At 70.5% G+C, this 23,800-nt stretch carries 19 protein-coding genes; 11 read left to right on the top strand and 8 right to left on the bottom strand.

All coding sequences use genetic code 11. From position 1 onward, the window contains the following. Positions 1–5 precede the first annotated feature (5 nt). Positions 6–986 carry an alpha-ketoacid dehydrogenase subunit beta gene (locus HUT06_RS41095; RefSeq protein ID WP_217711643.1) on the bottom strand — a complete coding sequence of 327 codons (981 nt, stop codon included), beginning with the start codon at positions 984–986 and terminating at the stop codon, positions 6–8. Beyond that, on the bottom strand, positions 983–2,113 hold the full coding sequence (pdhA, locus tag HUT06_RS41090) for a pyruvate dehydrogenase (acetyl-transferring) E1 component subunit alpha (protein ID WP_176200627.1): 1,131 nt from the start codon (positions 2,111–2,113) through the stop codon (positions 983–985). Before pdhA ends, HUT06_RS41095 begins: the two co-directional genes overlap by 4 nt. Positions 2,114–2,755: 642 nt before the next feature. Here pdhA and HUT06_RS41085 point away from each other — a divergent pair. Then, on the top strand, positions 2,756–3,478 hold the full coding sequence (locus HUT06_RS41085) for a hypothetical protein (RefSeq protein ID WP_176200626.1): 723 nt from the start codon (positions 2,756–2,758) through the stop codon (positions 3,476–3,478). 227 nt (positions 3,479–3,705) lie between these two features. Then, positions 3,706–4,815: a hypothetical protein gene (locus tag HUT06_RS41080; RefSeq protein ID WP_176200625.1), complete on the top strand. Its 1,110-nt coding sequence runs from the start codon at positions 3,706–3,708 to the stop codon at positions 4,813–4,815. Here HUT06_RS41080 and HUT06_RS41075 read toward each other — a convergent pair. Next, positions 4,812–5,123: a hypothetical protein gene (locus HUT06_RS41075; RefSeq protein WP_176200624.1), complete on the bottom strand. Its 312-nt coding sequence runs from the start codon at positions 5,121–5,123 to the stop codon at positions 4,812–4,814. The two genes, HUT06_RS41080 and HUT06_RS41075, sit on opposite strands and share 4 nt — an antisense overlap. Before the next feature lie 226 nt (positions 5,124–5,349). Here HUT06_RS41075 and HUT06_RS41070 point away from each other — a divergent pair, with 226 nt between their 5' ends. After that, positions 5,350–6,336 (top strand): hypothetical protein, encoded by a 987-nt coding sequence (locus HUT06_RS41070; protein WP_176200623.1) that lies wholly within the window; start codon positions 5,350–5,352, stop codon positions 6,334–6,336. Between the two features lie 307 nt (positions 6,337–6,643). Continuing rightward, positions 6,644–7,753, top strand: coding sequence for a hypothetical protein (locus HUT06_RS41065; RefSeq protein WP_176200622.1), 1,110 nt, complete (start codon positions 6,644–6,646; stop codon positions 7,751–7,753). Between the two features lie 30 nt (positions 7,754–7,783). On the opposite strand, the gene HUT06_RS41060 is transcribed toward HUT06_RS41065, so the two are convergent. Further along, positions 7,784–10,159, bottom strand: coding sequence for a hypothetical protein (locus tag HUT06_RS41060; RefSeq protein ID WP_176200621.1), 2,376 nt, complete (start codon positions 10,157–10,159; stop codon positions 7,784–7,786). Between the two features lie 167 nt (positions 10,160–10,326). Between HUT06_RS41060 and HUT06_RS41055 the strand changes: the two genes are divergently transcribed. Together HUT06_RS41055 and HUT06_RS41050 are read left to right on the top strand one after the other, a co-directional pair. Then, entirely contained in the window at positions 10,327–10,734 is a 408-nt protein-coding gene (locus tag HUT06_RS41055; protein WP_176201943.1) for a YciI family protein, read from the top strand. A gap of 5 nt (positions 10,735–10,739) precedes the next feature. Next, positions 10,740–11,876, top strand: coding sequence for an RNA polymerase sigma factor (locus HUT06_RS41050; protein ID WP_176200620.1), 1,137 nt, complete (start codon positions 10,740–10,742; stop codon positions 11,874–11,876). Between the two features lie 3 nt (positions 11,877–11,879). On the opposite strand, the gene HUT06_RS41045 is transcribed toward HUT06_RS41050, so the two are convergent. Then, positions 11,880–13,499 carry a hypothetical protein gene (locus HUT06_RS41045; protein ID WP_176200619.1) on the bottom strand — a complete coding sequence of 540 codons (1,620 nt, stop codon included), beginning with the start codon at positions 13,497–13,499 and terminating at the stop codon, positions 11,880–11,882. Positions 13,500–13,593: 94 nt separating this feature from the next. On the opposite strand from HUT06_RS41045, the gene purS reads away from it, so the two are divergent. The 5 genes from purS to HUT06_RS41020 all read left to right on the top strand — a co-directional run bounded on the left by purS (position 13,594) and on the right by HUT06_RS41020 (position 18,984). Then, positions 13,594–13,836, top strand: coding sequence for a phosphoribosylformylglycinamidine synthase subunit PurS (gene purS, locus HUT06_RS41040; protein WP_176200618.1), 243 nt, complete (start codon positions 13,594–13,596; stop codon positions 13,834–13,836). 171 nt (positions 13,837–14,007) lie between these two features. Continuing rightward, positions 14,008–14,448 (top strand): ATP-binding protein, encoded by a 441-nt coding sequence (locus HUT06_RS41035; protein WP_176201942.1) that lies wholly within the window; start codon positions 14,008–14,010, stop codon positions 14,446–14,448. A gap of 100 nt (positions 14,449–14,548) precedes the next feature. Beyond that, positions 14,549–15,229: a phosphoribosylformylglycinamidine synthase subunit PurQ gene (gene purQ, locus HUT06_RS41030; RefSeq protein ID WP_138639017.1), complete on the top strand. Its 681-nt coding sequence runs from the start codon at positions 14,549–14,551 to the stop codon at positions 15,227–15,229. After that, positions 15,226–18,648, top strand: coding sequence for a phosphoribosylformylglycinamidine synthase subunit PurL (gene purL, locus HUT06_RS45755; protein WP_368407011.1), 3,423 nt, complete (start codon positions 15,226–15,228; stop codon positions 18,646–18,648). The genes purQ and purL overlap by 4 nt, the downstream gene beginning before the upstream one ends. A 120-nt stretch (positions 18,649–18,768) precedes the next feature. After that, positions 18,769–18,984, top strand: a complete 216-nt coding sequence (locus HUT06_RS41020; protein WP_176200617.1) for a hypothetical protein — start codon at positions 18,769–18,771, stop codon at positions 18,982–18,984. Positions 18,985–19,266: 282 nt separating this feature from the next. Here HUT06_RS41020 and HUT06_RS41015 read toward each other — a convergent pair whose 3' ends face one another. From HUT06_RS41015 to HUT06_RS41005, 3 genes are all read right to left on the bottom strand, one after another. Then, positions 19,267–20,169, bottom strand: coding sequence for a hypothetical protein (locus tag HUT06_RS41015; RefSeq protein WP_254715658.1), 903 nt, complete (start codon positions 20,167–20,169; stop codon positions 19,267–19,269). Positions 20,170–20,414: 245 nt separating this feature from the next. Beyond that, the gene (locus HUT06_RS41010; protein ID WP_176200615.1) at positions 20,415–21,578 is read right to left on the bottom strand and encodes a S8 family peptidase; all 1,164 of its coding nucleotides are present in this window, start codon (positions 21,576–21,578) and stop codon (positions 20,415–20,417) included. 147 nt (positions 21,579–21,725) lie between these two features. After that, on the bottom strand, positions 21,726–23,714 hold the full coding sequence (locus tag HUT06_RS41005) for a serine/threonine-protein kinase (protein ID WP_176200614.1): 1,989 nt from the start codon (positions 23,712–23,714) through the stop codon (positions 21,726–21,728). Positions 23,715–23,800: the final 86 nt, after the last annotated feature.

Genomic DNA, 23,800 nt, shown 5'->3' with positions numbered 1-23,800 from the left:
CGGCGTCACCACGCGAAGGTCCGGTCGACCGCGTCCAGGATGCGGTCGAGGTCGGGCAGGTACTGGTCTTCCAGGCGGGACGGCGGGTACGGGGTGGAGAACCCGCCGACGCGCAGCACCGGCGACTCCAGCCGGTAGAAGCACTTCTCGGTGATCCGCGCGGCCAGCTCGGCGCCGAACCCGCTGTACACCGGCGCCTCGTGCACGACCACGCAGCGCCCGGTCCGGTTCACCGACTCCGTCACCGTGCCGATGTCGAGCGGGTTGAGCGAGCGCAGGTCGACGACCTCCAGCGACCGCCCCTCCTCGGCGGCGGCCGCGGCCGCCTCCAGGCACGTCTTCACCGCCGGCCCGTACGCCAGCACCGTCACGTGCTCCCCGGGCCGGACGACCCGCGCCTGATGCAGCGGCGTCCACTCCCCGGAGTCGACGTCCACCTCCGCCTTGTCCCAGTACCGGCGCTTCGGCTCGAAGAAGATCACCGGGTCGGGGGACGCGATCGACTGCTGGATCATCGCGAACGCGTCCACCGCGTTCGAGCACGACACCACCCGCAGGCCCGCCGTGTGCGTGAAGTACGCCTCGGGCGACTCCGAGTGGTGCTCGACCGCGCCGATGCCGCCGCCGCACGGGATCCGCACCACCACCGGCAGCTCCAGCGCGCCGAGCGACCGCATCCGCATCTTCGCCAGCTGCGTGATGATCTGGTCGGCCGCCGGGAACACGAACCCGTCGAACTGGATCTCCACCACGGGCCGGTACCCGCGCAGCGCGAGCCCGATCGCCGTCCCGACGATGCCCGACTCGGCCAGCGGCGTGTCGATGACGCGCTCCTCGCCGAAGTCCTTCTGCAGGCCGTCCGTGATCCGGAAGACCCCGCCGAGCTTCCCGACGTCCTCGCCCATCACGAGGACCTTCGGGTCGTTCTCCATGGCCTTGCGCAGGCCCTCGTTCAGCGCCTTGCCGAGGGTCAGGGTGGTGCTCACTTCGCCTCCTCCTCGAATGACGCCAGGTAGGCGGCGAACTGCTCCTGCTCCTCGGTCATCAGCGGATGCCGCTCGGCGTACACCTCGTCGAACATCGACAGCGGCTCCGGGTCCGGCATGGACCGGCAGCCCTCGCGCAGCTCCTTCGCGAGCTGCTTCGCCTCGTCCTCGACCTTCTCGAAGAACCCCGCGTCCGCCAGGTCACCCCGCACCAGGTACGCCTTGACGCGCTCGATCGGGTCCTTGAGCTTCCAGGCCTCCTCTTCGGCCTTCAGCCGGTACCGCGTGGGGTCGTCCGTCGTCGTGTGGGCTCCCATGCGGTAGGTGTACGCCTCGATGAGCGTCGGCCCCTGCCCCGTCCGGGCGTTCTCCAGGGCCTTCCTGGTCACCGCGAGGCAGGCGAACACGTCGTTGCCGTCCACCCGGATCCCCGGGAACCCGAACCCCTGCGCCCGCTTGTACAGCGGGATCCGCGTCTGCCTCTCCAGCGGCTCCGAGATCGCCCACTGGTTGTTCTGGCAGAAGAACACGATCGGCGCGTTGAAAACGGACGCGAACACGAACGCCTCGTTCACGTCGCCCTGCGAGGTCGCCCCGTCCCCGAAGTAGGCGATCGTGGCGCCCGCCTTGGGCGTCCCGAGCACCCCGTCCCGCTGGACGCCCATCGCGTACCCGGTCGCGTGCAGCGTCTGGCTGCCGATCACCACGGTGTACAGATGGAACCCGTGCTCGGCGGGATCCCACCCGCCGTGGTTCACGCCCCGGAACATCCCGAGCAGCTTCAGCGGATCCACGTCCCGGCACCACGCGACGCCGTGCTCCCGGTACGTCGGAAACACCATGTCATGCTCGGACAGCGCCCGTCCTGACCCGATCTGCGCCGCCTCCTGCCCCAGCAGCGAGGCCCACAGACCGAGCTCCCCCTGCCGTGTCAGCGCCACGGCCTCCAGGTCGATCCGCCGCACGACCACCAGGTCGCGGTACAGATCGCGCACGTCCTCGGCGCTGAGGTCCAGGGGATAGTCGGGATGCTCGACGCGCTCCCCCTCGGGGGTCAGCAGCCGGACGAGCTCGGGCTCGGCGACCTCGGTGGTACCGGGTGCACCGCGCACGGAGTCGATCGTCATCGATGACACTCCTCGTTCGGGGCCGGAACACGGGATCGCCGCGTCGCCGGCCGATGTCAACGGCCACTGACCCCGGTAAGGGACAAAAGCCGCAATGCCATCGTGGCAGACATCACACCCTGCGATGCAAGTCCCGCCACCGTGATCCCTACCCCCGACCCCACTCTCCGACCCCCCGAACGTGACGCACCCCACCCCCGACCGTCCCGCGCCTGGCATCATCGACACGTGCGTTACACCAGGGTCATCCCCCCAGTAGCCCTCCTGGCGACCCTGACCGCCTGCACCCACACAACCGCCCCCACCTTCAACCCAACCCCCCACCCCACCAACCCAGCCCAAGCCGTAGTAATCGCCGGCAACGGGAAAGCCGGACCAGCGCTGGACGGCGAGTGGGCACTGCGTTCGCCCGTCTCGCCCGTCGGGCCTGTAGCATCCGCGCCGGACGGTGCGCTCTACCTGCCGGTCCGCCAGGGCGAGGGAGATGGCGCGCCAGTGCGGATAGCGCGAATAGCGCGTGACGGCCGATTGGCGCTCATCGGTCGGCCCATCGACTGGCACCGAGCGGACAGGCTCGTCCTGGGGTCCGGGAAGCTGTGGATACTGGGAACCGGCCCGAAGCCCTCGCTCGTCAGGTACTCGATGTCCGGAGCGGAGGAGGTTCGCTACCTCGCTCTGAGCAGCCCGGGGGACGGGCCGACGCTCGTTGACGAGCAGGGCGTGCCGTCGCCCACCGAAGCGCAGCAGCGGGAACGAAGGAAATGGCTGACGGGCGAGCACCATCCGTCGGCCGTGGCCATCGATGCCGATGGGAGACCCGTGGTAGCGCTGCGCTCGGGGGAGCTTTTCACGATCCCTTCGCCCGGCAAGATCCGCCGATGGCGGCCGCCCGGTTACGCCGCCGCCTTCGACCGGCTCGTCCGTCGTGGTCACGAGACCGACGTCTTCACCCGCTCGGTGGACGCGCTGATCGCCGGGGACGCCGGGCTCACCGTCCTCACCAGCGCCGGTGTCATCGAGATCCCAGATCGCGGGCGGGTGAGCGCGACACCGGTCGACTATCCGGAACGCCCTGGCTACGGGATCACGTGGGCGGGAGGGGGGAGGGCCACCGACGGCACGCTCGTCCTCGCGACGCAGGCGACCCCGCCGGCGCCCTCCGTTCTGGTCCACGTGCGTCCAGACGGTCAGGTGCGGCGGTCTCCACTTGCCCTGCCCGCGACCTGTGGTCCCGCCGCGGCCGCCCCCGCGGGACGCCGGGCGGGCGCGGCCCTTGCCGGCTTCGCGGTACGCGCCGCCGGCATCGCGGTCGCCGCCGATGCGGGATGCCGGAGGGTGTACGAGATCCAGACCACTGAGCCGTAGGGGGTCACTCCTGCTGGGCCATGGTCGGCGGCGGCCCGGCGGCCGACGGCGGTCTGGCCGGCGACGCCGTGCTGAAGCCGTCAGTGGTCGCAATGCCATCGCGGCAGACATCACACCGCGCGGATACAGTCCCCGCCACCGTGATCCCTACCCGCGACCCCGCCCCCGTCCCTCCGAACGTGACGCACCCCACCCCCGACCGGCCCCGCGCCTGGCATCATCGACACGTGCGTTACACCAGGGTCATCCCGCCAGTAGCCCTCCTGACGGCAACCCTGACCGCCTGCACCCACACAACCGCCCCCACCTTCAACCCAACCCCCCACCCCACCCACCCAGCCCAAGCCGTAGTAATCGCCGGCTCTCCGGAGCTGAACAAGGACCCCAGAGACGGCGAGTTCGCCCTCCGCAGCAGCGCATACGGCGGCGGCGGCCTCGCAGTATCGAGCGACGGAACCCTCTACTACCGCGTCTACCACGGTCGAGAGGGCCGCGTGGTCCGGCTGGGGAAGGACGGGCGCATCCAGTTGCACGCCGTCGACATCGCGGCCGATCAGATGTTCGTCCAGGGGAATGACCTGTGGCTGCTCGCCGCCAAGTCAGGATTGGCGGTCTCGAAGGTGGCGCTCTCCGACTGGGAGCAGAGCCCCGTCATCGAGTGGACGGCGCAGTCCGCGACGGTCAAGGTGCTCGGCGCGAACGGAGTTGCTCTCTCGAAGGGAGACGCCCGCCGCCTCTACCGCGACTGGACCGGCGCGAAGTTCTTCGCCCGCCCCGACGGCACGCCGATCGTCGTCTCCCGAGCCGGCCGGATGTTCGAGGTCACGGGGCCTGAGGTCCTTCGCGAGTGGTCTCCACCGGGCTATGCGGAGGCGCTCGCCAAGGTGGCGGCGGGCAAGGGGCTGCGGCCGGAGGACGCGGTCACCGACGAGGACGGACAGTCGATCCTGCTGGGTCGGGCAGGCTTGCTGTACATCCCGCGAACTGGGAAGGCCCGCTACGTTCGCTTTCCGGCGTCCGCCGCCGCCTTGCCTCCCTGGTCCGCGGTGATCGGCATCGGGAACGGCGACGCGCTGCTCTTGGGGGGAACAACACCCATCCGGACCACCCCGCGCCCGACGATCGTCCGCGCGGATGGCCGCATGGAACGACTGTCCTTGGGAGGCTTCAAGTGGTGCCCGGGGGGCGGCGGCGGCCTCACCACGATCGCCTCCGCCCTCCCCGGCGGCGTCGTCAAGCGGGCGGACGGCACGATCGTGCTCAACGACCGCAGGTGCGGCCAGGTGTACGCCTTCAAGCTTCCTGAGCCGCTTAGCGGTACTCCCTTCGGCCGCTAGGAGTTCCCTGCCGGCCGGTTCTGATTGACCGCGTTCTCGATTCTCCGGATGACTCCGGTCCCGTCCAGAGTGTCTGTTTCCGCTGTTCCCCGGCGGAACGGGTGCTCCTTCGTCCAGTGGACGACGACGGCCCTCTGGCCATCGGTCAGCGTGCCCAGCGCAAGCAGCGCATCGATCTCCTTGGCGCTGAGGCCCAGGGGATAGTCGGGATGCTCGACGCTCTCCCCCTCGGGGGTCAGCAGCCGGACGAACTCGGGCTCGGCGACCTCGGTGGTACCGGGTGCACCGCGCACGGAGTCGATCACCATCGATGACACTCCTCGTTCGGAGCCGGAACACGGGATTGCCGCGCCCCCGACCCCCCCGAACGTGACGCACCCCACCCCCGACCGGCCCCGCGCCTGGCATCATCGACACGTGCGTTACACCAGGGTCATCCCCCCAGTAGCCCTCCTGGCGACCCTGACCGCCTGCACCCACACAACCGCCCCCACCTTCAACCCGACCCCCCGCCCTACCCGTCCAGGCCAAGCTGTGATTACCGCCGGGGATCGGGAAACGAGCCGTACTCCACGGGACGGGGAGTACGCCGTCCGGGTCAACATCCGTTCCAACGGCGGCCTCACGGCCGATCGGCGAACGGGGGAGGTCTATGTCCCGCTCGCAGGAGACGGCGGCCGGCAGGTCGCCAAGATCGAGCGGGACGGACGGATCACCATGCTGCCGATCGGCATGGCAGGTGCTCATCTGGCCGTCTCCGGCGATCATCTGTGGCAGATGGCCTCATACGCGGGGCTCCAACTGTCCCGCACGTCTCTTTCAAGCCTTGATAGGACTGAGGTGCTGGGCTCGGAGCAGGACCACCACCCCCGCTTCAAGCTTCTCGACCGATCCGGGAAGGCGTTACCTGCGGCAGAGGCGGAGCGGCTGCGCGAGGACTGGAGGGGTGCCCAGTTCACGGTGCGGGACGATGGGGTGCCCATACTGCTCTCCCGATCCGGGCGGCTCTTCGAAGTGGCCGGACGGGATGTGCTCAAGCGGTGGGAGCCACCTGGCTATGAGGCGGCCCTGCGCGAACTGGGAGGGGCGGAGCACTTTCATGCGACGGATCTCACCGCCGACGGTGCACAGGAAGTGGTTGTTCTCGGTGAGGCCGGCCTATTGCGAGTTGGGAGCGATGGCGCTGTGCAGGCCACTCGGTTCCCCGCCTCGGCGCGGCAGGCGCCGCCCTGGACGGCGGCGGTTCCGCTGAGCGGCGGCGACGTCCTCCTTCTGGGCGGCGTCTCTCCTCTGCAAGGGAAGCCGCGTCCCGCGCTGGTGACACGTCACGGCGAGTTGCAGATGTTGTCGCTCGGGGCGCAGAAGAATTGCGATGAGTTCGACGGTTCGATGGCCGATGTCGCCTCCGCGGACCCGGGCGGTGTGGCCGAGGTACCGGGCGGTTCCTACGTCCTCAGCGACAAGAACTGCGGGAGGGTCTACCGCTTCCGGCTACCCGAGAACCTGAGCTATCGCGGATGAGTCCCGCCGGAAAAGCGGCGGTACGGTGCGCTCAGGGCGGCGGCGCCAGCGGTGCGGCATTGCACTCAATGGCGTCTTCGAGGTCTTGGGCGACGGTCCGCCCGACGGCGGCTCTACGGTGATTGGCCGGTGACGTCGTGCTGGTGAAGCCGTCAGTGGTCGCATTGCCATCGCGGCAAACATCACATCGCGCGGATGCAAGTCCCCGCCACCGTGGTTCCTACCCGAGACCCCGACCGCGACCCCCGCCTCCCCGGAACGTGACAGACCCCACCCCCGACCGCTCCGCGCCTGGCATCATCGACAGGTGCGTTACACCAGGGTCATCCCGCCAGTAGCCCTCCTGACGGCAACCCTGACGGCCTGCACCCACACAACCGCCCCCACCTTCAACCCAACCCCCCATCCCACCCAGCCAGCCCAAGCCGTGATCATCGCCGGCTCCCCGGATGACTACCGGCCCCCGCGAGACGGCGACTACGCGGTCAGGTCGAGCGCCCAGTCCGACGGTGGACTCACCGTCGACCCGAACACCGGGCTGACCTACTACCGCACTGTGGGAAGCGCTGATCCGCATATCGCGCGTATTGAACGGGACGGCCGGTTGACCACGTTCCGCGTCCGCAATCCAGGAGACCAACTGGCCATCGCCGGCGGGAAACTCTGGATCATGTCCTCGGCGAAGGCACTGCGGCTGTCCAGGGTCTCCCTGTCCGATCTTCGGGAACAGGACGTCCTGCGCAGCGACGGTGGGCGGGCACCCCAGATCATGGGCCCGTCCGGCCGTCCTCTCGCCGCTGGGCGGCAGAAGCAGATGAACCATGCCTGGGAAGGTGCGCGGTTCACCGTTCGCGGGGATGGCGTACCGGTCATTGTCACGCGCGGCGGGGAACTCTTCGAGGTTGCCGGGACAGGCAAACTGCGGCAGTGGGCACCTGTCGGCTATGAGGCGGCGGTGCGCAAGGTCGCAGGGACGGGCGAACTGCGTCCTCGGGACGTGAGCGCAGACGAGCGGCGCGGCCTGGTCGTGCTCGGCGTCCGAGGGCTCGTTCATGTCAGAGCGGACGGCGCGGCGAGCGCCGTCCGCTTCCCCGCGAGCACGGAGAAGACCCCGCCCTGGTCCGCCGTGGCTCCGCTCACCGGCGGTTCGGTGCTCCTCCTCGGCGGGACGTCCGCTTTCCAGCGCGAGCCGCGGCCCGTGCTCGTCCGTCCGGACGGGACCCTGGAACTGCTCGCGTTCGGCGGTCCCGCATGGTGCGACCAATTCGACGGCACCCTGGCGGCCGTGGCATCTGCCGAGCCGGGGGGTCTGGCGCAGGCACCGGACGGTTCCTACGTCCTCAGCGACAAGAACTGCGGGAGGGTCTACCGCTTCCGGCTACCCGAGAACCTGAGCGGCTCGACCTATCGCGGATGAGTCCCGCCTAGCAGGGACGGCGCGGGGCGCTCACGACGGCGGCGCCAGGGGTGCGGCATTATGCTCGACGGCATTTTCGAGGTCTTGAACGATGGCCCGCCCTGTCATGGTCCCGCCGCCCGAAAGGCCCGAGAAGGGGTGGTTGCGTGCCCATTGTATGACCGTCTTCTCCTCGTCCGGCGTCAACGTTCGCTTTCCTAGCAGGGCATCCAGTCTGGGTTCGCCGGTATGGCCGTGCTGCTTGAGGTGCAGAGCCCAGGCGACGTCCAGCATCAGCCGATCAGAGTAGTGCGCGTATCTATCGCCGATCTCCTGGATCTTCTTGTCGAAGTCCTTGTAGGTAACCTTTTCCAAGGCGAGCCCCGTGCCGATGGAGTATGCGTCCGTTGCGCCGGGCACTCTTCCTGCGGGGCTGGCACCGAGAAAGGCGCCGGCTATGTCGCGGAGCAGGGCGAGGTGCTTTTGTGCGTCCTGGTACTCCTTCTGTGTGAGCTTCTCATGCGTGACGCGTTCCTTGCCATACGCGTTGATGACGACTCCCTCCATGTATCCGGCTCTGACCTTGGCGTCGTCTAGTCGGCCGTGATCCATTCCCCAGGCAAGGATCCGCTGACGATAAAGCTGAGTATCGTAGGCGATCTGAGCCCATGCCTTGTCGTCCATGGCGAAGGTGCGCAGGAACGCTGCGGCGTCGCTTCCCGCGATGGTGACGTAGATGCTGCCGGTCGCCGGATCCCGGTCGGTCAGGTCGGTTCCACCTGAGGTGGCATTAGCGTCACCGAAAGACGGAATGTACATGTGAGCCATCCGGAGGAGGCCGGTGCGTAGTCCCGGCCCCAGTTCGAGAGCGAAATGCTTGCTGTGGGCGGTTCCGTCGGGAGCCTGATCCTGTCTTGGCAGGATGTTCACCCAAGGCAGGAGGTCGGGCGGCTCGCCCTTCGTCACGAGTTTGTCGACCTTCTCGCGTCCCTTTTCGTTCCACCAAGAGACGGACTTCATGATTTCGGCGGCGTTGACCGCGGCTTCTTCTTCATGGCCCTTCTGCGGGGTGGTGGCGAGTTGGATGACCGAGCCTGCGATCGTGCCGCCGTCGGGCCAGTCGGGGGTGACGAGCAGCGAGGCGTAGGTTCCGCCGATCCCGCGGGTCATCCAGGTGAGGGCGGGGGCCTTGTCGATGTCCTTGATGGTGAAGGCGCTCCCCAGCTCGGTCGCGGCCAGCGTGCGGGCGGCGGTGAGGTCCCGCTGCTGGGAAATGCGGCCGAGGACGTTGAGTGCCGGGTCGTAGGCCCTCAGCGTTTTCGGGTCGTCGTCGAGGCCCCAGTCTCGCCACCACTCGTGGTCGGGTTGGTTGACCGGCGTGATGACGGTGGCGACGTCGATCTGCTGCTTTTCGTTGATGACGTAGGACGGGTACTTCTGGCGCCAGCGGAGGGCTGCTTTGCCCAGGTCGGCCAGGATGGCGCTGCTCCATTTGACGTCGGGGGTGCTCAGCTTGACCAGGAGGGCTTGGCCGGGTGTGTCGGTGCCTGGGGGGCCCAGGGCCTTGGCGGCTACCGATTCGCCGTCCTTCTTGCGGGAGAGGGCCGCTAAGGCGGTGCCCATGTCGCCGACCGTCTTCTTGTCTTCGGGGGTCAGGCCGCTTGTTTTGCTCAGGAGGTGTAGGCGGTACGGGAGCTTGCCCACCGAGCCCGGTGGGATGTTCGAGAAGAACGTTGCCAGGTAGGCCGTGTTCTTGCTGTTCTCGCGGAGGGTGCGCGCTATCTCGGACATGAGGGCCGGGGTGCCGGCGCCCGGGTGGGTGGTGTGCTTCAGGTAGGCGCGCGCCTGGAGGCGGGCCAGGTCGGTCATCTCCTTGGAGCCGAAGCGTTCCAGGTCGGGGATCTCGATGACCGGGCCCTGGATCAAGGGGGTCGGGCTGACCTCTGTTTCGGCCAGCGCGTACATGATGCGAGTGCGCATGCGGGTGGCCTCGGTGCGGCACCAGGTGGCGGCGTTGTCGCAGGACGTGGTGCTCGGGATGTCGGGGTGGGCCGGGGCCATCTGGGCGCGGATCGTCCTGGCGCGGTGGGGGAGGTCGGCGGCGGCGCGCGTCAGGGCCGTTTCCAAGCGTTCTAAGGCGGACGGGGAGACCGAGGCGACGCCCGGCTTTCCGGCCGGTGGCGTGACGCGGGGGATTTCTGGTGGGGCGAGGGTGAGGGGCACCTGGTTGTGGCGGATGGCGGTGCGTCCGACGTCCAGCATCAGGCGGTTCAGGGCGCGGTTGTGGCCCTGGAGGTCGGTGGTGAAGGCGGCGGCGGAGCCGCCCTGCCAAGTCTGCGGGCCCATGAGGCGGGTCACCTCGGACATTGCCGTACAAATCGCCTGAAGCTCGGCATGCACGGCGCGGACGTCGATCTTCACGGCCATGACCGCCTCCTTTGCGCGATGTTGACGGTACTGACAGGCGCGGTGCGGCGGGGCTAGATCGAAGTCTGTGGAAAAAGTTCCGCCGGGGATGTCGAGACCGCGTGAGCGGCTACGTCCCCGGTGTGGACGCGGCCAGAATGGGCCGCACGAGCATCCGGGAGAAGACGATGGCGAAGTACCTGCTTCTGAAGCACTACCGCGGCGCCCCGGCGGCGGTGAACGACGTGCCCATGGACAAGTGGACGCCGGAGGAGATCTCGGCGCACGTGCAGTACATGAACGACTTCGCGGCGCGGCTGGAGGAGAGCGGCGAGTTCGTCGACGGCCAGGCGCTGTCGGCCGAGGGCGTGTGGGTCCGGTACGACGGCGAGGGGCGGCCGCCGGTCACCGACGGGCCGTTCGCCGAGACCAAGGACCTCATCGCCGGCTGGATGGTGATCGACGTCGACTCCTACGAGCGGGCCGTGGAGCTGGCCGGGGAGCTGTCGGCGGCGCCGGGGGCGGGCGGCCGGCCGATCCACGAGTGGCTGGAGGTGCGCCCGTTCATGACCGAGTCGCACACCATCACGGAGTGACGTCCATGGACGAGGCTCTGCTGCGGAGCCTCACGCCGAGCGTGCTCGGAATCCTCGTCCGCCGCGGAGCCGACTTCGCGGCGGCCGAGGACGCCGTGCAGGACGCGCTGGTCGAGGCCGTCCGGATGTGGCCGGACGACCCGCCGCGGGATCCGAAGGGCTGGCTGGTCAGCCGGGCCTGGCGCCGGTTCCTCGACGCGACGCGGGCGGACGCCGCGCGGCGACGCCGGGAGGACCGGGCCGAGGAGGAGCCGCCGCCCGGGCCCGTCGCGGCGGTGGACGACACGCTCTGGCTGTACTTCCTGTGCGCGCACCCGTCGCTGACGCCGTCGTCGGCGGTCGCGCTGACGCTGCGTGCGGTGGGCGGGCTGACCACACGCCAGATAGCTCGGGCTTACCTGGTGCCTGAGGCGACCATGGCGCAGCGCATAAGCCGCGCCAAGCGGACCGTGTCGGACGTACGGTTCGACCGGCCCGGTGATGTAGCCACTGTGCTGCGCGTCCTATACCTGGTGTTCAACGAGGGCTACTCCGGTGATGTGGACCTGGCGGCGGAGGCCATCCGGCTCACCCGGCAGCTCGCGGTGATGGTCGACCATCCGGAGGCGGCGGGGCTGCTGGCGTTGATGCTGCTCCACCATGCCCGGCGCGCCGCCCGTACCGCGCCGGGAGGCGGCCTGGTGCCCCTTGCCCAGCAAGACCGCGGTCTGTGGGACACGCCGCTGATCGCTGAGGGCGTCGAGATCCTGCAAGCGGCGCTCGCAAGGGACCGTCTGGGCGAGTACCAGGCGCAGGCCGCGATCGCGGCGCTGCACGCCGACGCGCTGGTGGCGGAGGAGACCGACTGGGTGCAGATCGTCGAGTGGTACGACGAGCTGGTGCGCCTGACCGGTAGTCCGGTCGTCCGGCTGAACCGTGCTGTGGCGGTCGGGGAGGCGGACGGTCCGCGCGCCGGGCTGGCGGCGCTCGCGGACCTGGACGACTCGCTGCCGCGCTACACGGCGGCAGCCGCGTACCTGCACGAGCGTGACGGCGACCTGGAGAAGGCGGCGCGGCTGTACGCGGAGGCGGCACGGAAGGCGTCCGACCTCGCCGAGCGCGACCATCTGACGCGCCAGGCCGCGCGCCTCAACTCCCGGTGAGGGTCACTCGCGGGACAGGGCGCGGGTGGCGCCGGCGGCGACGGTCAGGCCGAGGATCAGGCCGGCGGCGACGATGAGGTTCGCGATCCACTGGTAGACGCCCTTCGGGGCGAACTCGATCTCCTGCCCGAGGCTGCCGATCGGCAGCAGCAGGTCGAGCGTGTAGAAGAACGCGTTGAAGTGCGGCTTGTGGCCGTCGTCCAGGACGTCCGGCTTGTGGAGGGAGAACACGATCGTGCCGAACGCGAGCAGGCCGATGAGCCAGCTCGCGGCGCGGAACGGCCGGTAGCCGTAGCCGACGAGGACGTCCTGCAGCCAGCCGATGATCTTGCGGGGGACGCCCTGGGTCTGCCGCCGGTCGCGGGCCTTGGCGAGCAGCACCGAGCGGCCGTCGGCGTCCAGGCCGAGGGAGCGGTAGGTCTGGGCGAGGCGCTCGTAGGGCTGCGGGGCGTAGCCGTCGGAGTCGCGGCGCAGCCAGGCGAGGCGCTCGCGGGCGGTGAGCGGCGGTTCGAGGGTCTCGTACTGGAGGCCGTCGAGCTGGAGGCGGTCCGGCCAGGACGCGGCGTCGTCGCGGAGGAGGTTGATGCGGGCGTAGGAGAGGTCGGTGGTGCCCTGCACGGGCTCGGCGGTGCGCAGCAGCAGTTCCTCGGCCTGGACGCGCTGCAGGCTCAGCGCCGTCCCGTCGTCGTGGCGGAGGCGGGCGCCGCGGAGGCTGAGCTGGCCGGTGACGCGGGCGCCGGAGAAGCTGACGGCGCCGACGGAGGAGAAGCCGTCCGAGCAGTAGACGTCGGTCTCGACGGCGAGGTCGTCGGCGTTGAGCGCGGTGCGCTGCGGCGCGGACAGGTTCGCGCCGACGAAGGAGAGGTACCCGCCGACGCGGGCGCCGCGCAGCCGCACCTCGCCCTCGGCGGCGAACCCGCCGTCGCAGAACACGTTCGCGGCGACGTCCAGGCGGCTGGCGTACAGGGCGACGCCCGTCGGGTTGTAGAGCCGCGCGCCCCGGAAGATCAGCTGGCCGCCGATGCGGGCGCCGGGCAGCCGGACCTCGCCGTTGGCGACGAAGCCCTGGTCGCAGTACACGTTCGCCTCGACGGCGAGGCGGTCGGCGAGCAGCGCGTCCCCGCCCGGGTTGGTCAGCTGGACGCCCGACATGTTCAGGATGCCGGTGATGTTCGCGCCGTCCAGCCACAGCCCGCCGCTGATCCGGCTGCCCTCCAGCCACAGGTGGCCGTCCACCCGGGTGCCGGACGCGACGAGGCCGGGCAGCCGGCAGCGCATCAGATGGACGCTGTTCATGCTCGCCCAGTACAGGTGCGGCGCCTCGTCGAACGAGCAGGCGGTGAGGGCGAGGGGGACGGTGACCTCGGCGTGCCCGAGGTTCAGCGACCCGGTGACGCGGGCGCCGGTCAGCCGGACGGCGGCGACCTGCCCCGGCTCGGGCTCCACAGCGCCGACGAGGAGGGCGACCAGGACCTCCGCCCTGACCACCCGGTCGTGGCCCCACCGGTCGGACTGCCCGACGTCGTCGAACGCCGGGTCGCCGGCCGACAGGTCGACCGACTCCCCCTTCGGGAAGGCCTTCCACAGGCGGCGCTCGGAGGGGGTGAGGTCCTCGATGTTCATCGGACGGCTCCGGGGGTGCGGACGGGTCGTGGACTGCCATGGTGCCGTACGCTTCAGATCGTCAGGAAAAGCGCAGATCAGTGAGGGGGCGGTCGTGGCGCGTGTCGTCGTGGACGTCATGCTCAAGCCGGAGATCCTCGACCCGCAGGGCCAGGCGATCGCCCGGAAGCTGCCGCAGCTCGGATACGAGGGCGTCGTCGCCGTCCGGCAGGGCAAGCGGTTCGAGGTGGAGCTGGAGGGGGACGCCGACGAGGCGGCCCTGGAGCAGGTCGGCAAGATCGCCGAGACGCTGCTCGCCAACCCGGTGATCGAGAACTACGAGGTTCACGTTCTGTAATCGGCCCGCGCGGGCGGCCGGGCGGCGTGCCGCCCCGGAATGACCCGCCGGTATGGCGATTACGGAAGATACCCCCGGGGAAGTGTTAGCTGCGTCGAGTCGTCGAACACGCTCCGGGGTCGGGGGAACGATCGGGAAGCCCGGGGCATGACACGAGGTGACCGGGTGGACATGAGGTTCTCGCTCGCGCTGCCGCGCGATGCGCTGAGCATCCCGGTGATCCGGCGGGTGCTGGGGGACGCCCTGCGCGGGCTCGGCGTCGCCGAGGACTGCGTCGACGACATGCTGGTCGCCGCCTCCGAGGCGTGCACGAACGTCGTCCAGCACGCCCGCGCCACCGGCGAGTACGAGGTGACCGGGCACGTGGACGACGGCGAGTGCATGCTCAAGGTCATGGACTGGGGCCGCGGCCCGCGCCCCGCCCCCGTCGACCGGGGCGCGTTGAGCGAGTCCGGCCGCGGGCTTAAAATCATGCGGGCGCTGGTGGACGAACTGGACATCGACTCCTCGCCCGACACAGGCACCGTCGTTCACCTGCGGAAGCGGCTGACCTGGAGCGACGGGGCCCTGGTCCGGCGCCTCGACGCCGGACTCATGCACAACGCCGGGTAGATTAGTGGCGCGCGGGGGGTATGCGACGCGCGCAGCGGGGTGATCGGCGGAGGAGATCCCGACCGTCCCGGCCGCACCTCATTTCGGAGGAACAGAACAGATGGACGCTGCCCGGGTAGGCATCATCACCTTCCCCGGTTCTCTGGACGACAAGGACGCCGCACGCGCCGTCCGGCTGTCCGGCGCCGAGCCGGTCGCGCTGTGGCACGGCGACCACGACCTGCAAGGCGTCGACGCCGTCGTCCTGCCCGGCGGGTTCTCCTACGGGGACTACCTGCGGGCGGGCGCGATCGCCCGGTTCGCACCGCTGATGACCGAGCTGGTGGCCGCCGCGAACGCGGGCCTGCCCGTCCTCGGCATCTGCAACGGCTTCCAGGTGTTGTGCGAATCACATCTGCTGCCGGGGGCGCTGCTGCCGAACGCGGGGCTGCACTTCGTCTGCCGCGACCAGCGGCTGCGGGTCGAGAACGCCGACACCGCCTGGACCAGCGAGTACAGCGAGGGCCAGGAGCTGGTGATCCCGATCAAGAACCGGGACGGCCGGTACACCGCCGACCGCGAGACGCTGATCGAACTGGCCGACACCGGCCGGATCGTCGCGCGGTACGTCGACCTGAACCCCAACGGCTCCCTCGACGACATCGCCGGCATCTGCAACGAGGCCGGCAACGTGGTCGGCCTCATGCCCCACCCCGAGCATGCCGTGGAGTCCCTGACCGGCCCGTCCACCGACGGGCTCGGCTTCTTCACCTCGATCGTCAAGAGACTGGTCAACGCATGAGTGAGCAACGGCCCCACGCGTCCGGGCGAGCGACCCGGAACGCGCCCGACGAGCCCTCGATGGAGTGGCTCGGCGAGCTCAAGTCCGACGCGGACGACCCCGAGCTCCAGCCCGTCAACCCCGCGGTGACCCAGGGCTTCAAGGCCATCATCGAGGAGGACCGGCACGCGGCCCCGTCCGGCCGCCCGGTCCAGCAGGACCCGGCCGTCCAGGCGTCCCCGCCCGCCGGCGGCCTGCCGCAGGACGGCGAGCAGCCGCAGCCGCCCCTGGCGCCGCCGATCGGCCCCGCCCAGGGGCCCGAGCAGGAGTTCGCCCGGGCACTGGAGGAGGAGCGCCCCGACGGTGACCCCTCGGTCACCGTGGTCGACCCCTCCGTCACCGCGGGCGACCCGTCGCTGACCATGCCCGATCTGAACGGATACGCGGCGCCCCGCCCGCCGGCGGCGCCCGGTGGCTCCGGCACGGGCCCCCAGTCCGCCGTGGGCTCCGGCACGGGCCCCCAGCCCGCCGTGGGGACGGGGACGGGCCCGCAGCCTGCTGTTAGGCCGGGTACGGCGCCGCAGCCGATCGTTGACCTGAACTCGGGCCCGCTGGCCCGCCCCGAAGGCCCTGGCACCGGCCCGCAGCCCGCCGTGGGCTCCGGTACCGGCCCTCAGCCTGCCGTGGGCACGGGGACGGGCCCGCAGCCCGCCGTGAGGCCGGGTACGGCGCCGCAGCCGATCGTCGACCTGAACTCGGGCCCGCTGGCCCGCCCCGAAGGCCCTGGCACCGGCCCGCAGCCCGCCGTGGGCTCCGGTACCGGCCCTCAGCCTGCCGTGGGCACGGGCACCGGCCCGCAGCCTGCCATCGGCACCGGGACGGGCCCGCAGCCCGCCGTGAACTTGAACACCGGCCCGCTGGTGCCGGTCCGCGCCGAAGGCCCCGGGACGGGTCCGCAGCCGCGGATCGGCAACGGCACCGGCCCGCAGCCGGCGGTCGGCCCGGGCACGGGGCCGCAACCGGCCATCGGCTCGTCCCCCGGCCCGCAGCCGGCCGTGGGCCGGGGGACGGGGCCGCAACCGGCCATCGGGCGCGGCACGGGCCCGCAGCCCGCCATCGGCCGGGGCACCGGCCCGCAGCCCGCGATCGAGGGGGCCGTCCCCGTCGACCACGGCACGGACACCGTCGCCATCGCCGCCGCGACCCCTGAGCGTCCGCAGCCCTACGTCGAACTGGGGATGAACGAGGAGGAGTACCGGCGCGTCCGGCACATCCTCGGGCGGCGCCCCACGTCGGCGGAGCTGGCGATCTACTCGGTCATGTGGAGCGAGCACTGCTCCTACAAGAGCTCCAAGGTGCACCTGCGCCAGTTCGGCGACAAGGCCCCGAAGACCGACAAGCTCCTGGTCGGCATGGGGGAGAACGCCGGTGTCGTCGACATCGGCCAGGGTTGGGCGGTCACCTTCAAGGTGGAGTCCCACAACCACCCGTCCTACGTTGAGCCGTACCAGGGCGCCGCTACGGGCGTCGGCGGGATCGTGCGCGACATCATGTCGATGGGCGCCCGCCCCATCGCCGTCATGGACTCGCTGCGTTTCGGCCCCGCCGAGGCCCCTGACACCCAGCGCGTCCTGCCCGGCGTAGTGGCCGGTGTAGGCGGCTACGGGAACTCCCTGGGCCTGCCCAACATCGGCGGTGAGACGGTCTTCGACGCCTGCTACGAGCAGAACCCGCTCGTCAACGCCCTGTGCGTCGGCGTGATGAAGCACGAGGACATCAAGCGCGCCGTGGCCCCCGGCCCCGGCAACCAGGTGATCCTGTTCGGCGCCCTGACCGGGCCGGACGGCATCGGCGGCGCGTCCGTCCTCGCCTCGGCGACGTTCGACGAGGAGTCGCACCAGAAGCGGCCGTCCGTCCAGGTGGGCGACCCGTTCATGGAGAAGCTGCTCATCGAGTGCTGCCTGGAGCTGTTCCGCGAGGACCTCGTGGTCGGCATCCAGGACCTCGGCGCCGCGGGCGTGTCCTGCGCGACGACGGAGCTGGCCGCGGCCGGCACCGGCGGCATGCACGTCGACCTCGACGCCGTCCCGCTCCGCGACGCGACGCTGCGCCCTGAGGAGATCCTCATGAGCGAGTCGCAGGAGCGCATGATGGCGGTCGTGTCGCCCGACAAGGTCGACCGCTTCATGGAGATCTGCGGCCGCTGGGAGATCCCCGCCACCGTCATCGGCCAGGTCACCGACACCCGCCGCCTCGTCATGACGTGGCGGGGCGAGACGATCGTCGACCTCCCGCCGGTCACGGCCGCCGACGAGGGCCCGGTCTACAACCGCCCGTTCGAGCCCCCGCAGGACCTCGGGGCTCTGCAGGCCGACACCCCGGGCCGCCTTACGCGTCCCTCCACGGGCGACGAGCTGCGCCGGACGATGCTGTGGCTGGCCGGGTCCCCGAACCTCGCCAGCAAGACGTGGGTGACGTCGCAGTACGACCGGTACGTCCTCGGCAACACCGTCTCGGCGATGCCGGAGAACGCGGGCGTGGTCCGCATCGACGACGAGTCGGGGCTGGGCATCGCGCTGTCCCTGGACGGCAACGGCCGCTACACGCGCCTCGACCCGTACTCGGGCGCGCAGCTCGCCCTCTCCGAGGCGTACCGCAACGTCGCCGCCACCGGCGCCCGCCCCCTCGCCGTCACGAACTGCCTCAACTTCGGCTCCCCGGAGGACCCGGGCGTCATGTGGCAGTTCGCGCGCGCGGTCGAGGGCCTCGCGGACGGCTGCCAGTACCTGGGCATCCCGGTCACCGGCGGCAACGTCAGCTTCTACAACCAGACGGGCGAGACCCCGATCAACCCGACCCCGGTGATCGGCGTCCTCGGCGTCCACGACGACGTCCGCCGCCGGGTGAACATGTCGCTGACCACCGACGGCGCCACGATCGCGCTGCTCGGCGAGACCCGCGAGGAGTTCGGCGGCTCGGAATGGGCGCACGTCGTCTACGGGCACCTGGGCGGCCTGCCGCCGCTGGTCGACCTGAAGGCGGAGGCGGCGCTGGCGTCGGTCATGGTCGCCGCCATCCGGGACGGCCTGGTCACGGCGGCGCACGACCTGTCGGACGGCGGCCTGTCGCAGACTCTCGTCGAGTCGTGCCTGCGCGGCGGCCTCGGCGCCCGGATCACGCTGCCGGGCGACCCGTTCGTGTCGCTGTTCAGCGAGTCGGTGGCCCGCGCGATGCTGGTGGTCCGGCCGGGCGCCGAGGCGCGCCTGGCGGCCCTGTGCGAGTCTGCGGGCGTCCCGGTCACCCAGATCGGCGTGGCGGGCGGCGACTCCCTCCACGTGACCGGACGCGGCCCGGAGGGCGACCAGCAGGAGCTGTTCAGCATCGGCCTGTCGGAGCTCCGCGAGGCGCACGAGCGCATGCTTCCGAGCTACGCCGACTGACGAACGACCGAGCGAAGGGGCGTCCCGCCAAGGGGCGCCCCTTCGCGCACCAGGGGCGCCCTCTGCCCGCCACCCGTCCGCGTTTAGCCTGAGACCAGAACCGCTTTACGGGGAGGCATCGTGGGTTCTAAGCGCTGGTCCGAACTCAGCCGACGGGAACGCTCGTTCATCGCGGGCGCTACCACCGTGCAGCTGTCGCTCTTGCTGGCCGCGTTGGCCGACTTGCAACGCCGTCCAAGTGAGCAGGTCAAGGGCTCGAAGCGGCTGTGGCGAACGCTCGCCTTCGTCAACTTCGTCGGCCCGGCCGCCTACTTCCTCTTCGGCCGCAAGAAGTAGCCGCGTCCGACCGGAGAGCCGTCAAGCACACGGCCTGGTACAGGACGCCCGGAGGCCGCACCCTCGCAAACCGGGCAAGGTCAGGCAAAGCAAAGAACACCAGTGCCGCAGCCGTCGTCGGCAGGCCGTACTTACCGCTCTCAAAGACCGCGAACGCAGCCAAGAACAACGCGAACAAACCCCAAGCCACCCGACGAACCAGCTCCCCAGGCTCCAGAGCAGAACCCCCAGGCTCCGGGGCTGAAGACGGGTCCGGAACAGGGTCCGGCGGTGAAGGCACCGCTAGAAGACCGAAATGTGGACGTGGTCGTAGTGGTTGGCGGTCACGCCGCCGCGGTTCTCCATGGAGCGCCAGCCGGGGCTGCGCATGTCGTAGATGCGCTGGCGCCAGATGACGTACTTGATGCCGAGGGCGCTGGCGTGGGAGATGGCGTACTGGGCCGTCTCGTCGCCCAGGGACTTGGCGCTGCCGCCGGCCATCACGCCGCCGGTGGTGACCATGAAGTCGCAGGCGTGGCCGGTGCCGTGGTCCTGCGGGTCGGCGGTGTGGCGGACGCAGCCGATCGTGGGGAAGGGCCCGAACTCCACGTCGAAAGTGTTCTTCACCTTCAGCATGCGGGGCGTGACGCCGCCCATGCCGACGCTCGGCGACTCGGGCTTGTACTTCTTCACCAGGTTCTTGATCTGGGCCTTGCGGTTCTTGAGGTCCTGCAGTTCCTTCTTCAGCTCCGTCATCTTCTGCTGCGCCTGCTTGCGGGCGGCGAGCTGGTCGTCGACGAGCTTCTGGATCTGCGCGACCTTCGCGGCCTTGTTCTGCGCGAGGTGGCTGACCAGGGTGGCGTTGCTGAGCAGGTCGGTCGGGTTCGCGTCGGTGACGAAGGTGACGGTCGGGTCCTGGCCGCCGGTCATGTACTGGCTGGCCGCGAGCTGGGCGACGAGGTTGCGCGCCTCGACGAGGTCCTTCTGCAGGGCGTTGGACTTGCTCAGCGACTTCTTGGCGGCGTACTGGGCGTCCCGCAGCTTGGCGAGGTCGCCGCCGTACTCCTTGTCGAGCTTCGCGATCTGGCGGTTCAGCTTGGCGAACTTGGCGCTGTCGCCCGGATCCATGGGGACGGCCGCGGGGGGCGCCGCCACCGCCGACGGAGTCGCGGTGCCGAGCAGCGGCAGCGCCGCGGTGAGGGCCACGAGAGCCGTGGCGGCGCGTCGTCCACCTCGCCGACGCGGGGTGGGCCGACATGTGGAGGCGGGGGTCTCCACGTGTTCTCCTCTCGTCATGGCCGTAGGTACGGAGGTCCGGTGGCCCGAAGGTCAATGAAAGCTAAAGAACCGTCCAGCCTCGCCAAGGGTAGACCCAAGGGCCCGGTGGGACGGCGCGTACGCGCGAAGCCCGGCTCCCTTCCTGGGAGCCGGGCCATCCTACGTGACCGGACTCACAGCTTGCCCTTGTAGAGCAGCCGATTGGGCTGTGACCTCAGCTTCTTGAGACTGTGCGTGGAGTTGTCGTTCAGCCACTTCTGCACCTGCGGGAAAGTCGCCTTCTTGTGCGTGGACAGGTAGAGGGCCGCGACGCCGCTGACGTAAGGAGCGGCCATGGACGTCCCGCTGACCTTCTTCAGGCCGCCGCCTGGCCAGGTGGACCAGATGCCGTAACCGGGTGCGTTGATGTCGACGCACTTGCCCCAGTTGGAGAACGCCGCGCGGTTGTCGTAGACGGTGGTCGCGCCGACCGTCATGACCCATCCGGCACCGGACGGGGAGAACTTGCAGGCGTCCTTGTTGTCGTTGCCTGCGGCCACGGACACGAAGACCCCGGACTTGGACAAGTTCATCACGGCGGTGTTGAGCGCCGCTGACTTCGGCCCGCCGAGGGACAGGTTCGCCACCGCCGGCTTGGCCGCGTGGGTGCGCAGCCATTGGACGGCGGCGACGACGTCCGACATCGAGCCGGAGCCCTTGCAGTCGAGGACGCGGAGCGCCCGCAGCTTGACCGACTTGGCGGCGCCGGTGGTCTTGGCCCCGATGATGCCCGCGACGTGGGTGCCGTGGCCGTTGCAGTCGCGTCCGTCTCCGCCGAACCTGCTCGCCGTCCAGGCGATGGAGGCGCGGCCCCCGAACTCCTTGTGCCGGACGTCGAGGCCGGTGTCGATGACGTAGGCGTTCACGCCGCTGCCGGACGATGTGTAGGAGTAGCTCTTCGAGAGCTTCCTGGACCGCTGGTCGATCCGGTCGAGGCCCCAGGGCAGCGGCGAGCGCTGGGTGGAGGTCGCCCGGACGACCTGGTCCTGCTCGATCGCGGCGACGCGGTGGTCGCGGCGCAGTCTGTTCAGCTGGTCGCCGGTCAGCTTGGCGGCGAAGCCGTTCAGCACGCCGTCGAAGCGCTTGACGCCGGCCGCCCTGACGCTCCTGGCGGCGGTGTCGGAGGACGCTCCGGGCTTCAGCGTGACGATGTACTGGCCGGGCACCGGCGTGCCCTCGGCCGCCGTCACCCCGACCAGGGGCGCGGAGTCGCCGGCGAGCGCAGGGAGCGCCGCGGCGGCGGCGACGCTCGTCGCGACCGCGCCGGCCAGCAGCAGCCTTCGGTGGACAGCCCGCAAGGCCTCTCCTTCTGCCGGGGGACCGCGAGCGGCGGGCCCCGCCAACAAGGCCGATGATCTCGACCGAGGGGAACCCTAGCGGAACTGTCCCGAAAAGAGACGACAAAGTGGATCTATTGCCGGAAACGGGACCCGGGGCCGCGCCGGTCAGCCGCGGTTGAGGCGACCGCCGTAGGCGAGCTTCGTGCCCGGCTTGCTCCACGTGTACTGCAGCGTCCCGTCCGGCTGGCGGGTGATTTCCACGACCCCGCTCGTGCAGGGCTTGCCGATGGCCAGGTTCATCTTCAGCGCGCTTTCGGTGCCCCTGGCCAACGTGAGGGTGCCGGTGCACTTCTCACGCGGATACACCGCCTGAGCCGTGGTGCCGCCTGCCTGGAACGTGACCTCCACTGGGAAGGACACGTTGCGGTTGGTGTTGACCGCAGTCCCCTTCCAGGTGCCCGCAAACGACGACGGGATCGTCGTCACAGGACGGTTGTTGGACGCGTTGGCGCTGTCCGGAGGCCCGTCGTCGCCCTTGAGCTGGGGCCACAGCACCAGCGCGATGATGGCGATGCCGACGCTGACACCGATGAACAGTGACAGGGCGAGCCCGAGCACATGGTTGCTGGGGCGGCGCATGCGCGCGAGGGAGGACAGCGGAGAGGAACGAGGCCCGCCGCTGTCCCGCCCATGGCTGAGCCCCGGAATGATGTTGCCGGCCGTGTCGCCGCCGGGGGCCGGGTGGTCGTACAGGTCGCCGACCGCGTCGAACGTCGCGGTCGGGTCGGGGCCCACCGCGTCGAACGCGGCCGTCGGGTCGGCGGCGACCGGGTCGATCCGCGTGGTCTCGTCCGACCGGGCCTCCTCCCGCCGGGCGGAGCCGGACGGACGGTCCACACCGATCGCGCCGAACGTCGCTGTCGCCTCGAAGGCCGCCGGGTCCAGATCGGCCAGGGGCTGCGGCTCCGGTACGGGCTCAGGCTCGCGGCGGGCCTTGCGGGTACGCGAGAGCTTGCCGAGCAGGGGGAGGGACGGCGATGCCGCCTCCTGCGGCGGGCCGGGCGGTCCAAACGGGCCGGGGTACCCGGTCGGCCCAGGCTGAGCGACCGGAGGTACTGGCGGCCCCGGAGGCGCCATGGGCGGCGGCGGAGGCATCGGTGGTGCGGGAGGACGGGCCTGCCCGGCGGGCCCCATGGGCGACGCTGGGACTCTCATGGGAGAACGCGGCGGCGCCGCAGTCGCCGGTGTGCTCTTCTGGCTGCCGCCAGGGCCCGCTGTAGGGCCGGCGGCCAAGGCGCGTCCCTCTTCCACCATCGAAGGCGGCATGCGGACGGGAAGCGGACTGTCCGCGCCAAGAAGCCGCTCAAGAATGCGCGGGGCCGTGGGACGGGCGGCCGGGTCCTTGGCCAGGGCGTCCGCCATCACCTCCCGCACGGCATCGGGGACGTCCGACAGATCGGGCTCGTCGTAGACGATGCGCTGCATCACCTCCGACGGCGAGCCCTCCCCGAACGGGGCCTTGCCAGTGGCGGCGAACAGCAGGGTCGACGCCCAGGCGAACACGTCGGCGGCCGGGCCGATGCCCATGCCGCTCAACTGCTCCGGCGCCTTGTAGGACGGGTCTTCGGTGTTGTGGCCGCTGAAGGCGACGTTCACCGCTTCCAGAGCGTGCGCTATGCCGAAGTCGCACATCCGCGGCCCGTTCCGCCCCAGGAGGACGTTCGCCGGCTTCAGGTTGTGATGAAGAGCACCCGCACGGTGGACGGCCGCGAGCGCGACCGCCATGCCGACCGCCAGGCGCTCGACGACGGCGCCGCCGCGCGGGCCCTCCTCGTCCACGAGCTGCTGGAGGGACGGCCCGTCCACCCAGTCGCTCACCACGAAGGGAAGGTCGCCCTCCACATCGGCGGCCAGGATCGCCGCCGTGCAGAACCCGGAGACCTTCCGGGCGGACGTGAACGCGCCGGCGAACCGGGAGCGGGCGACGGGCTCGCCGCTGAGCCGCACGTGCAGCACCTTCACGGCGACGAGGCCGCCGGACGGGTCCCTGCCGAGGAAGACGGCGCCCTGCTCACCGACGCCGAGCCGGCCCGTGATCTCGAACGAGCCGAGCCTGCGCGGGTCACCCGGCTGCAGGGGCAGCGCCTCGGGCATCTGACGAACCTCCGTGTCCTCCGGGGACGCGCGTTCCCGGCTCCCCGTCCAACTCACTCCCCATGCCTGGCACCGGGGTCCATTTC

The organism is Actinomadura sp. NAK00032 (assembly GCF_013364275.1).
Lineage (GTDB): Bacteria > Actinomycetota > Actinomycetes > Streptosporangiales > Streptosporangiaceae > Spirillospora.
Note: the sequence above shows the minus strand (reverse complement) of the source record. Positions and strands in the feature narration are given on the sequence as shown.